We start from the raw sequence: 10359 nt of genomic DNA on the forward strand, positions 1-10359 counted from the left end.
CCTGCGCGAGCGCACTGAACACGATGCAGCCCATCCCCTGCGTCTCGAGCTCGTCGAGCAGGCTCTGCTCACCGCGCGGGGCCTCGATCCAGCGGTTGAGCATGGAGTACGACGGCTGGTGGATCAGCAGTGGCGTACCGAGCTCGCGGGCGATCCCTGCCGCCTCGCGGGTCTTGCCGGCGGAGTAGGAGCTGATCCCGGCGTACAACGCCCGGCCGGAGCGCACCGCCGTGTCGAGCGCCATCATCGTCTCCTCGACCGGCGTCTCGGGGTCGAACCGGTGGCTGTAGAAGATGTCGACGTAGTCGAGCCCCATCCGCGCCAGCGACTGGTCGAGGCTCGCGAGGACGTACTTGCGCGACCCACCGCCCTGTCCGTACGGCCCCGGCCACATGTCCCAGCCGGCCTTGGTCGAGATGATCAGCTCGTCGCGGTAGGGCTTGAAGTCCTCGGCGAGGTAGCGGCCGAAGTTCTCCTCCGCCCTGCCGTACGGCGGCCCGTAGTTGTTGGCCAGGTCGAAGTGGGTCACGCCCCGGTCGAACGCCCGGCGCAGGATCGCCCGCTGGGTCTCCTCGGGCCGATCGGTCCCGAAGTTCTGCCACAGCCCGAGGGAGAGCACCGGCAGCTTGAGGCCGCTGTGGCCCGTGAAGCGGTACTCCATCCCGCCGTCGCTGGTCAGCCCGTCGTACCGGTTCTCCGCTGCCTCGTACGTCATGAGCCCAGCATGTCAGTCGGCGCTACGTTGACCTCATGGGGTTCGAGGTCACCGCCGAGGCGTACGACCGATTCATGGGTCGCTTCAGCACTCCGCTGGCCCGGCTGTTCGTGCCCGAAGCCGGGATCGAGCCGGGGATGCGGACGCTCGACGTCGGCAGCGGGCCTGGCGCCCTGACCGGTGAGCTGGTCGGCGTCGTGGGCGCGGACCACGTGACGGCGGTCGACCCGATGCCGGCGTTCGTCGCGGCCCTGGCGGAGCGTCATCCGGGCGTGACGACGCACGTCGCGCCGGCTGAGCAGCTGCCGCTGGAGGACGGGAGCGTGGACGCGGCGCTGGCCGGTCTCGTGGTGCCGTTCATGAGTGACCCCATCGCCGGGCTGCGCGAGATGGCCCGCGTGACGCGCACCGGCGGGACGGTCGCAGCCACGGTCTGGCAGCACGCCTCCGGCACCAGCCCGCTCACCCCGTTCTGGGACGGCGTGCGCGACGTCGACCCGGCCGCCGACAACGAGTCGGTCGCGGCCGGCACCCGCGAGGGGCACCTGGCCGAGCTGTTCGAGGAGGCGGGTCTGTCCGGCGGCACGACGACGGTGCTGACCGTCACCATCACGTTCGAGCGGTTCGAGGACTGGTGGGAGCCGTTCACCTACGGCGTCGGCCCGGCAGGTGTGTTCATCGCGTCGCAACCACCGGACCGGGTGGCTGCGGTCCGCGCCGCCTGCGCCGCCCGGCTCGGGCCGGAACCGTTCTCGGTGGCCGGCTCGGCCTGGTGCACCGTCGCGAGTCGCTAGCCCCGTGACTGAGTACTGGCGCAGCGCCGACCTCGTGGACCGGGCCCATGCCTGGATCGACGACCGGCTCGCCGAGCTCGGGATCGAGCGCACCGGGGAGGTGGCACAGCCGCACGTCGAGGAGTGGTCGACGGTGATGCGGGTGCCGACCGCTGACGACACCGTCTGGTTCAAGGCCAACCACGAACCGCTGCGCCACGAGGCGGCGCTGACCGCGCTGGTGGCCGCCCGCGCGCCGGAGCGCGTGCCCGCGTTGCTCGCCTTCGACGCCGGGACCGGCTGGATGCTGATGCGCGACGCGGGGCGCCGGCTGCGCGAGGCGGTCGAGGAGGAGCGCTCGCTCGCGCGATGGCACGACGTGCTCGAGGCCTACGCCCGGGTGCAGCTGGCTTGCGAGGACGACGTCGACGCGCTGCTCGCGCTCGGAGTGCCCGACCGACGGCTCCCGACGCTCGCTGAGGCGTACGCCGCCCTCCTTCTCGAGCTGGGCGACGCCGACCCGCGGTGGCCGAGCCCGGACCGGGTCGATGCCCTGTGCCGCGAGCTCTCGGCATACGGGGTTCACGAGACGCTGCAGCACGACGACCTCCACGACGGCCAGGTCTTCCTCGGCGAGGGGACCCACCTGCTGCTCGACTGGGGCGACTCGTGCGTCTCTCACCCGTTCTTCTCGCTGTCGGTCACGCTCGAGGGCGTGATCGCCTGGGGGCTGGACGACGTCGCGGGTTCCGAGGACCTCACGTCGTACGTCGAGAGCTACCTGCGCCCCTACCACGAGCGGTACGACGCCGACCTCGACGCGGCCGTCGCACTCGCGATGCGGCTCGGGTGGATCTGTCGCGCGGTCAACGGTCACCTGCCCACCGCCCCGGACATGACCCGCACCCGGCTGGGCATGTTCGTCGACGGTCAGACGTGACGTCGGCGCCTCTCACGCTCCCCGGACGGTCTCCAGCACCCGGAACCCCTTGGCGCTGGCCAGCCGGGTGGTCGGCCAGCCCTGCTCGGTGAGCCACCGCTGCAGCGAGTCGGCGCCGAGGTTCTTGCCGACCACCATCACCGCCCTGCCCTCCGGCCGCAGCCGCGGCAGCCAGGTGAGCAGCAGCTCGTGGAGTGCCTCCTTACCGATCCGGATCGGCGGATTCGACCAGATCTCGTCGTACGTCGCGTCGGACGGCACCTGGTCCGGGGTGCAGGCGACGAACCGACCGTCGAGCCCCAGTGCCCGAGCGTTCTCGTTGGCGAGCAGCACCGCCCGCCGGTTGACGTCGGTCGCGGTGACGTTGGCCAGCGGCACCGCCGCGGCGATCGCCAGCCCGATCACGCCGTAGCCGCACCCGAGGTCGAGGAACTGACCCTGCGCCGGCGGTTCGGTCTCACGGAACAGCACCGCGGTGGCGTGGTCGAGGTGACCCTTGCTGAAGACGCCCGCGCCGCTGGTGAGCCGCAACCGGTGCCCCCACACCTCGGCATCGAACTCCTCGCGGGCGAAGGGCGCTGCAGGGTCGGCGGAGAAGTAGTGGTCGTCGTCGCTCATGTCGTCTCCCGTCTCGCGCGCGCCAGGTCGGCCTGGCCGGCCAGGTCGGCGTCGCCGGGGTAGCCGACCTCCTCGAGAGTCAGCCCGTGCGCGGGAACCACCGCCACGGCCGGGTCACGCACCCCCGCCGCCGTGATCTCCGCCGGCCACGTGGCCGGTCGCCGGCCCTCGCCTACCGCGAGCAGGCAGCCGACCAGCGATCGCACCATGTGGTGGCAGAACGCGTCGGCCCGGACCGTGGCGACGACCAGCCCGTCGACCCGCTCCCATGAGAAGTGCTGGAGGGTGCGGATCGTGGTCGAACCCTCGCGCTGCTTGCAGAACGACGCGAAGTCCCGCAACCCGAGGAGGGGCTCGGCGGCCGCAGCCATCGCCTCGACGTCGAGCGGACGGGGCCACCAGAGCACGTGACCCCGGGTGAGTGGATCGGCGAGGGCGGGGGCGTCGGCCACCCGGTAGGTGTAGCGACGCCACAGGGCGGAGAAGCGAGCATCGAAGCCGGGCGGTGCCGGCGCGACCGCCCTCACCCGGACGTCAGCGGGGAGGACGCCGTTGAGCCGACGTAGCAGCCGCTCGTCGTACGACGCGTCCTCGGGCAGGTCGACGTGCACCACCTGGCCGCGTGCATGGACGCCGGTGTCGGTGCGCCCGGCACACACGACGGCGACGGCAGGCAGTCTCAGCACCATCGCGAGCGCGGCCTCGAGCGTGCCCTGCACCGTCCGCAGCCCGGGCTGGGTCGCCCAGCCGTGGAACGCGCTCCCGTCGTAGGACAGGTCGATCCGGAGCCGCACGGTCGCTCATCCTAGGTGGACCTCACCTGGCATCGGTCAGACTGGGGACGTGACCAACCCCACGATCCTGCTCGTCTCCAACGACCACTCCGAGTTCCTGCTCGACGAGTTCGGGCGCTACGCCCGCGACTACGACCTCCTCACCGCGACCACGTTCGAGGACGGCGCCCGGCTGGTGAAGCAGCTCGAGGCCGACGGCCGACCGCTCGCCCTGATGGTGGCGGACTCGGCGCTGCGCGAGACCACCCCGATGCAGACGTTCGGCAAGTGGCGGCAGCTGGTCCCGACCGCCAAGCGCGTGGTCGTCGCCCACTGGGACCGGTTCCTCGCCGACGCCCCGAGCCTCCGGGCCGGCCTCGCCACCGGCAAGTACGACGCCTACCTGCTGATGCCCCGCGGCGTGCGCGACGAGGAGTTCCACACCGCGATCACCGAGCTGCTCTCGGACTGGGGCTCGACCGTGGCCGAGCCCGAGATCGAGACGGTGCGCCTTGTGTCGCCGCCGGGTAACCCGCTCGCGTCCGCGATCCGTGACTTCCTCGGCCGGATGGGCGTGCCCCACCGCACCTACGACCCGGGAACCGAGGTGGGCCGCGAGATCGTGGAGCGGTACGACGGGGAGCCGACGTACCCGCTCGTCGACTCGCCCTACCGCGACGTGCACGCGCCCACGTCGGTGCGCGAGGTGGCCGCCACCATCTACGGGCGTCCCGAGGACGTCGACGTCGACACCGTCGTCGACCTGTGCATCGTCGGAGCCGGGCCGGCCGGGCTGGCCGCAGCGGTGTACGGCTCGTCGGAGGGCCTCAACACGGTGGTCGTCGAGGTGGAGGCGATCGGCGGGCAGGCCGGCACCAGCTCGATGATCCGCAACTACCTGGGCTTCCCCCGCGGGATCTCCGGCATGCGGCTGGCACAGCGCGCCCGCAACCAGGCGATCCGGTTCGGCACCCGGTTCTTCACCGGCTGGGAGGTCACGTCGGTCGCGCCGTGCGAGCACGGCGACCACCACGTCGTCCGCACCGACGGCGGAGAGGTCCACACCCGGTCGGTCGTGGTCGCGACCGGCGTCAGCTACCGCAAGCTCGGGGTCGAGGCCCTGGAGCGGCTCGTGGGGAAGGGCGTGTACTACGGCAGCGCGATGAGCGCGGCCCGGGAGCTCGAGGGGCAGGACGTCGTGGTGGTCGGCGGCGGCAACTCCGCCGGTCAGGCGGCGATCCACCTCGCGCGGTTCGCCCGCTCGGTGACCATCCTGGTGCGTCGGCCCGGGCTCGAGGAGACGATGTCGCGCTACCTCATCAAGGAGGTCGACTGGAACCCGCGGGTGACGGTGCGCCCCGACAGCGAGGTGTGTGACGGCGGCGGGGACGGGCGGCTCGAATGGATTGACGTGCGCGAACGCACGACCGGTGCGATGGAGCGGCTCGAGGTGGGCGGCCTCTTCCTGCTGCTGGGTGCTGAGCCGCACTGTGACTGGCTGCCGGCCGACGTGGCGCGGGACGAGCGCGGTTTCGTGCTGACCGGGCGGGACGTCCCGCCCGAGCAGTGGGGCAACGGACTGCCACCGGCCAACCTCGCCACCACCGTCCCGGGAGTCTTCGCGGTCGGTGACATCAGGGCGGGTTCCATGAAGCGGGTGGCGGCCGCCAGCGGGGAGGGTGCCAGCGTCGTACCCCTGGTGCACGCGCACCTCGGACCGGCCTGACGTATTCAACCGAGGGGTTGACAAGAGTCAGGAGCGCGATCTACGGTCGTATTCAACCGACGAGTTGAAAAGGATCGAGATGGCCGACCAGCTCTCCCGCGTCTTCGCCGCACTGGCGGACCCGACGCGGCGCGACATCGTCGCCCGGCTCACCCAGCAGGACGCGACCGTGGGCCAGCTCGCGGCGCCTTACGACGTCAGCCTCCAGGCCGTCTCCAAGCACCTGAAGGTGCTGGAGGACGCGGGGCTGGTCACGCGCAGTCGCGAGGCCCAGCGTCGGCCGGTCCATCTCGAGGCGGAGGTGTTCGACCTCATGACCAAATGGATCGAGCGGTACCGGCAGCAGGCGGAGGAGCGGTACCGCCGCCTCGACGCCGTGCTCGCCGAGATGGATCACGACCAGGAAGCAGCCACCGAGGAAGGAACAGCATCATGACCAGTCAGACCCAGCACCAGACCCGGTACGCCGAGGCCGCCATCGAGGCGGTCCCGGACCTGCCCATCGTCCGCATCACGCGCGACTTCCGTGCCACGCCCGAGCAGCTGATGCGGGCCCACACCGATCCCGACCTGTTCGTGAAGTGGATCGGCCCGAACTCGGTGACCGCGCGGATCGAGCACTGGGACTGCCGCAGCCTCGGCTCCTACCGCTACGTGTGCGAGCGGGACGGCGAGGAGTTCGGCTTCCAGGGCACCTTCCCGCAGGTGACCGACACCAAGATCGTGCAGACGTTCTCCTTCGACGGGATGCCCGACGCCATCGCCCTGGAGACCATGTGGTTCGAGGACCTCGGCGACGGCACCACCCGGCTGCACGCCCAGTCCCTGTGCGACTCCATCGAGGGTCGCGACGGGATGCTCAGCAGCGGCATGGACACCGGGGTGCACGAGGGGTACGCCAAGCTCGACACGATGCTGGCCGACGGGGCGGTCTGATGCCGGACGCCGCCGAGCGCCACCGCCGGCACGCCGGCGCCTTCACCGAGCTGGTCCGGGGGACCCGCGACTGGGAGGCGCCGGCGCCGGTCGAGGGGTGGACCGCACGCGACGTGGTCGGCCACCTCGTGGAGTGGTTCCCCGGGTTCCTGCGCGGCGGCTGCGACGTCGAGCTGCCGGCGGGGCCGTCGGTGGCCGACGACCCGGTGGCTGCGTGGACGGTCCAGTGCACCGCCGTCCAGGCACTGCTCGACGACCCGGCCACCCCGTCCCGGAGCTTCGACAACCGCCACACCGGCACGCTCCCGCTCGACGAGGCGGTCGACAGGTTCTACACCGCCGACGTGTTCATGCACTCGTGGGACCTGGCCCGCGCCAGCGGCCAGGACTTCTCCCTCGCGCCGGGGTTCGCCGAGGAGCTGCTCGAGGGGAGCAAGCCGTTCGAGCAGCTGATGCGCGACTCCGGTCAGTACGGTCCGGCCGTGCCGGTCCCGGACGACGCCCCCGTCGCGGACCGGCTGATCGGCTTCATCGGCCGCGACCCGGCGTGGCGGCCGCCGCACTAGCGCTCAGCTGAGCTCGCGGCGGTACGGCGGGTCCGCGCCAGGTCGCCCGACCGTGACGGCCGCAGCGCGGGCGGCAAAGGACAGCACGTCCACCACAGCGTCCCGGGCCACGTCGACCAGCGCTTCCCGCCCGTTCGGCCCCAGCAGGCCGCGCGCCCACAGCCGATCGAGCATCGCCGCGCAGAACGTGTCGCCGGCACCGATCGTGTCTGCGACGACCACCGGCACAGCCGCCACGTCGACCTCGTGGGTCGTGCTCACCCACGTGGCACCGGACTGGCCGCGGGTGACGACGACCGCTGCCGGGCCGAGGGCCAGCAGCCGCTTCGCAGCCGTGACCGGGTCGAGCTCGGCGTACAGTGCCTCGAGGTCCTCGTCGGAGGCCTTCACCAGGTCGCTGCTGGCCGCGACCGCCTCCACCCGGGCGACGAGGTCCGGGCCGGTGCCGGTGATCGCGGGTCGGACGTTCACGTCGTAGCTGATCGTCGCGTCCTCGCGGAGCCGCTCCAGCAGCACGAGGACGTCCTCGGCTCCCGGCGCCAGCACCGCGCCCAGCGAGCAGGTGTGCACGACCACCGGGTCGACGCCGTCGCGCAGCGGGTTCAGCCGCCACGACAGGTCGAACGTGTACGACGCGTGGCCGTCCGAGCCGAGCGTCGCCCGTGCGGTGGAGGTGTGCCCGATCGCGTGCGGGTCGACCGCCAGCGACACCCCGTCGCGCTCGAGCCGCTCGGCCAGCACGCGGCCCCGGTCGTCATCACCCCAGCTGCTCGCGAAGTCGACCGGACGGTCGAGCCGGGCCAGCGCGACGGCGACGTTGGCGGCGCTACCTCCTGCGAACTCGGTCGTGCTGCCGTCGCCACCGCGCACGATGTCGACCAGCGACTCGCCCACGACCAGTGCCGACTTCGACATGGCCCATCAGTACCGCATCGGCGGACGCATGGCGAGAGACACCGCTGAGTCGTCTAGGGTCCCCGGCATGCGGATCCACCCGCCCGACCCGTCGCTCCCCGAGCCGCCGTTCGAGCAGCTGCGCGCCCAGGTGGCGCGCCGCGCGGCCGGCGGCGACCTGCCGGCCGGGACCAAGCTGCCGACCGTGCGCGCGCTGGCCGCCGAGCTGGGACTGGCCGCCAACACCGTGGCCCGGGCCTACCGCGAGCTCGAGGCGGACGGCGTCGTGGTCACCGAGGGGCGACGCGGCACCTTCGTCGCGTCGGGCACCGCCGCGGCGTCGCCCGAGGCCGACCGGGCTGCGGCGGCGTACGCCGTGACGGCCCGGCGACTGGGGCTGACCCGCGCCGAGGCAACCCGGCTGCTCGAACGCGCCTGGCCGGTCTGAGCCGTGTCGCCATGGGTCGCCGCGTGTGCCTCAGAGTGCGCCATAGTGCACTGTGAGGCACACGCCGCGCGAAGGACGAGCACGAGCACGGAAGGATGAACCGGATGGTTGTCAGCGACCCGGGCGCGAGCCCCCACGCCTTCGACATCGAGGCGGCCACCCTCGAGAACGACACCTACCGCACCGTCGCCTGGACCGGTCGCTACCTCCAGGTGACGCTGATGAGCATCCCGGTCGGTGAGTCCATCGGGCTGGAGGTCCACCCGGAGACCGATCAGTTCCTGCGCCTCGAGGCGGGCCAGGGTCGGTGCGTGATGGGTCCCAGCAAGGAGGACCTGACCTTCGAGCAGTCCGTCGAGGACGACTGGTCCATCATGGTCCCCGCCGGGACGTGGCACGACGTCATCAACACCGGCGACGTGCCGATCCGGCTCTACGCCGTCTACGCGCCCGTGCACCACGCCCGCGGCATCGTGCAGGCCACCGCCGATGAGGCCGAGCGTGACGAGGAGTCGGGCGTCGACGAGCCGCCCGAGTGGACCGTGCAACCCGGGTCCGCCGAACCCGACCAGCACGCCTGACCCGGCCCGACGTCGAGACGACGACGGCCCGCCACCCAGGTGGGTGACGGGCCGTCGTACGTCGAGCGGCGCTCAGGCGTCCTTGGACTCCTCGTCGGCGTCCTCGGTCGGTTCCTCGGCAGCCGAGCTCTCGTCGGCGCTGTCGTCCGACGTGTCGTTGGACGTGTCGTTCGAGGTGTCGTCCGACGTGTCGTTCGACGTGTCGTTCGAGATGTCGTCCTCGTCCTCGTCGACGGTCTCGTCAAGCGGCGCCGCCACCGGAGCCGGCGCAGCCTCCGCCTGCTTCGTCGCGCGCGGCTTGGGGGTGTACGGCTCGGTCACGAGCTCGATGACCGCCATCGGGGCGTTGTCGCCCTTGCGCGGACCGATCTTCGTGATCCGGGTGTAGCCGCCCGGGCGCTCCGCGAAGGACGGGGCGATCTCGGTGAAGAGGGTGTGCACGACCGACTTGTCCCGCACGGTCCGCAGCACCAGACGACGGCTGTGCAGGTCGCCCCGCTTCGCCTTCGTGATCAGCTTCTCCGCGAGCGGCCGCAGCGTGCGCGCCCGGGTCTCGGTCGTCGTGATCCGGCCGTGCTCGAAGAGCTGGGTGGCCAGGTTCGACAGCATCAGCCGCTGGTGCGCCGGGCTACCGCCGAGGCGGGGCCCCTTCTTGGGGGTAGGCATTCTTCTTCTCGATTCTCCCCGGCCGTACGAGGTACCGGGGTAGCGGGATTACGACAGGGGTCTCAGTACTGCTCGTCCTCGACGAAGGCGTCGTCGTCGTCGTCCGAGCCGTACGCCGCCAGGGCAGCGTGCGGGTCGAAGCCCGGGCCGCTGTCCTTGAGCGAGAGGCCCATCTCGACCAGCTTGGCCTTGACCTCGTCGATCGACTTCGCGCCGAAGTTGCGGATGTCGAGCAGGTCCTGCTCCGAGCGGGAGATGAGCTCACCCACGGTGTGGATGCCCTCGCGCTTGAGGCAGTTGTAGGACCGCACGGTCAGGTTGAGCTCCTCGACCGGCAGGGCGAGGTCGGCGGCGAGCTGCTCGTCGACGGGCGACGGGCCGATGTCGATGCCCTCGGCCTCGACGTTGAGCTCACGGGCCAGGCCGAACAGCTCGACCAGCGTCTTGCCGGCCGACGCGATCGCGTCGCGGGGGCGGATCGACGGCTTGGTCTCGACGTCGATGACCAGCTTGTCGAAGTCGGTGCGCTGCTCGACACGGGTGGCCTCGACCTTGTAGGTCACCTTGAGGACCGGGCTGTAGATCGAGTCGACGGGCATCCGGCCGATCTCGTTGTCGGCACCCTTGTTCTGCACCGCCGACACGTAACCGCGGCCACGCTCGACGACGAGCTCCATCTCCAGCTTGCCCTTGTCGGACAGGGTGGCGATCTTCAGGTCGGGG

General features: G+C 71.6%; 14 protein-coding genes. 8 read left to right on the forward strand and 6 right to left on the reverse strand.

Going from position 1 to position 10359, the window contains the following annotated elements; translation table 11 throughout:
- Positions 1-715, reverse strand: a 715-nt coding sequence (locus VFZ39_RS08925; RefSeq protein WP_330865385.1) for an aldo/keto reductase, incomplete at its 3' end; no start/stop codon positions are given.
- A gap of 35 nt (positions 716-750) precedes the next feature.
- Between VFZ39_RS08925 and VFZ39_RS08930 the strand changes: the two genes are divergently transcribed.
- Positions 751-1509, forward strand: coding sequence for a class I SAM-dependent methyltransferase (locus VFZ39_RS08930; protein WP_330865386.1), 759 nt, complete (start codon positions 751-753; stop codon positions 1507-1509).
- 4 nt (positions 1510-1513) lie between these two features.
- On the forward strand, positions 1514-2428 hold the full coding sequence (locus tag VFZ39_RS08935; protein ID WP_330865387.1) for an aminoglycoside phosphotransferase family protein: 915 nt from the start codon (positions 1514-1516) through the stop codon (positions 2426-2428).
- 12 nt (positions 2429-2440) lie between these two features.
- Here the strand turns inward: VFZ39_RS08935 and VFZ39_RS08940 are convergent, their stop codons facing one another.
- Together VFZ39_RS08940 and truA are read right to left on the reverse strand one after the other, a co-directional pair.
- Positions 2441-3046 carry a class I SAM-dependent methyltransferase gene (locus VFZ39_RS08940; protein WP_330865388.1) on the reverse strand — a complete coding sequence of 202 codons (606 nt, stop codon included), beginning with the start codon at positions 3044-3046 and terminating at the stop codon, positions 2441-2443.
- Complete coding sequence (gene truA / locus VFZ39_RS08945; protein WP_330865389.1) at positions 3043-3840, reverse strand: tRNA pseudouridine(38-40) synthase TruA; 798 nt, start codon at positions 3838-3840, stop codon at positions 3043-3045. Before truA ends, VFZ39_RS08940 begins: the two co-directional genes overlap by 4 nt.
- A 49-nt stretch (positions 3841-3889) precedes the next feature.
- Between truA and VFZ39_RS08950 the strand changes: the two genes are divergently transcribed.
- The 4 genes from VFZ39_RS08950 (at position 3890) to VFZ39_RS08965 (ending at position 7047) form a co-directional block, all read left to right on the forward strand.
- Positions 3890-5545 (forward strand): FAD-dependent oxidoreductase, encoded by a 1656-nt coding sequence (locus VFZ39_RS08950; protein WP_330865390.1) that lies wholly within the window; start codon positions 3890-3892, stop codon positions 5543-5545.
- A 79-nt stretch (positions 5546-5624) separates the two neighbouring features.
- Entirely contained in the window at positions 5625-5981 is a 357-nt protein-coding gene (locus tag VFZ39_RS08955) for a metalloregulator ArsR/SmtB family transcription factor (protein WP_330865391.1), read from the forward strand.
- Complete coding sequence (locus VFZ39_RS08960) at positions 5978-6481, forward strand: SRPBCC domain-containing protein (RefSeq protein WP_330865392.1); 504 nt, start codon at positions 5978-5980, stop codon at positions 6479-6481. The genes VFZ39_RS08955 and VFZ39_RS08960 overlap by 4 nt, the downstream gene beginning before the upstream one ends.
- The gene (locus VFZ39_RS08965) at positions 6481-7047 is read left to right on the forward strand and encodes a TIGR03086 family metal-binding protein (protein WP_330865393.1); all 567 of its coding nucleotides are present in this window, start codon (positions 6481-6483) and stop codon (positions 7045-7047) included. The genes VFZ39_RS08960 and VFZ39_RS08965 overlap by 1 nt, the downstream gene beginning before the upstream one ends.
- A 3-nt stretch (positions 7048-7050) precedes the next feature.
- Here the strand turns inward: VFZ39_RS08965 and VFZ39_RS08970 are convergent, their stop codons facing one another.
- Positions 7051-7962, reverse strand: coding sequence for a PfkB family carbohydrate kinase (locus VFZ39_RS08970; protein WP_330865394.1), 912 nt, complete (start codon positions 7960-7962; stop codon positions 7051-7053).
- Positions 7963-8029: 67 nt separating this feature from the next.
- On the opposite strand from VFZ39_RS08970, the gene VFZ39_RS08975 reads away from it, so the two are divergent.
- Positions 8030-8389 carry a GntR family transcriptional regulator gene (locus tag VFZ39_RS08975; protein WP_330865395.1) on the forward strand — a complete coding sequence of 120 codons (360 nt, stop codon included), beginning with the start codon at positions 8030-8032 and terminating at the stop codon, positions 8387-8389.
- Between the two features lie 104 nt (positions 8390-8493).
- The gene (locus VFZ39_RS08980; RefSeq protein ID WP_330865396.1) at positions 8494-8970 is read left to right on the forward strand and encodes a cupin domain-containing protein; all 477 of its coding nucleotides are present in this window, start codon (positions 8494-8496) and stop codon (positions 8968-8970) included.
- Positions 8971-9042: 72 nt separating this feature from the next.
- Here VFZ39_RS08980 and rplQ read toward each other — a convergent pair whose 3' ends face one another.
- Together rplQ and VFZ39_RS08990 are read right to left on the reverse strand one after the other, a co-directional pair.
- Complete coding sequence (gene rplQ, locus VFZ39_RS08985) at positions 9043-9636, reverse strand: 50S ribosomal protein L17 (protein WP_330865397.1); 594 nt, start codon at positions 9634-9636, stop codon at positions 9043-9045.
- Positions 9637-9698: 62 nt separating this feature from the next.
- Positions 9699-10359 (reverse strand): DNA-directed RNA polymerase subunit alpha (locus VFZ39_RS08990; RefSeq protein ID WP_330865398.1); only part of this gene is annotated, 661 nt, incomplete at its 5' end.

Origin of the sequence: Nocardioides sp. (genome assembly GCF_036374615.1) — a bacterium.
Classification (GTDB): Bacteria; Actinomycetota; Actinomycetes; order Propionibacteriales; family Nocardioidaceae; genus Nocardioides.

What these genes read in the sequence shown, in the direction of transcription:
- VFZ39_RS08940 (WP_330865388.1), bottom strand. Translation starts at nt 3,046, where the DNA reads ATGAGCGACGACGACCACTACTTCTCCGCCGACCCTGCAGCGCCCTTC.
- VFZ39_RS08955 (WP_330865391.1), top strand. Translation starts at nt 5,625, where the DNA reads ATGGCCGACCAGCTCTCCCGCGTCTTCGCCGCACTGGCGGACCCGACG.
- VFZ39_RS08970 (WP_330865394.1), bottom strand. Translation starts at nt 7,962, where the DNA reads ATGTCGAAGTCGGCACTGGTCGTGGGCGAGTCGCTGGTCGACATCGTG.
- VFZ39_RS08975 (WP_330865395.1), top strand. Translation starts at nt 8,030, where the DNA reads ATGCGGATCCACCCGCCCGACCCGTCGCTCCCCGAGCCGCCGTTCGAG.
- VFZ39_RS08930 (WP_330865386.1), top strand. Translation starts at nt 751, where the DNA reads ATGGGGTTCGAGGTCACCGCCGAGGCGTACGACCGATTCATGGGTCGC.
- VFZ39_RS08980 (WP_330865396.1), top strand. Translation starts at nt 8,494, where the DNA reads ATGGTTGTCAGCGACCCGGGCGCGAGCCCCCACGCCTTCGACATCGAG.
- VFZ39_RS08960 (WP_330865392.1), top strand. Translation starts at nt 5,978, where the DNA reads ATGACCAGTCAGACCCAGCACCAGACCCGGTACGCCGAGGCCGCCATC.
- VFZ39_RS08965 (WP_330865393.1), top strand. Translation starts at nt 6,481, where the DNA reads ATGCCGGACGCCGCCGAGCGCCACCGCCGGCACGCCGGCGCCTTCACC.
- rplQ (WP_330865397.1), bottom strand. Translation starts at nt 9,636, where the DNA reads ATGCCTACCCCCAAGAAGGGGCCCCGCCTCGGCGGTAGCCCGGCGCAC.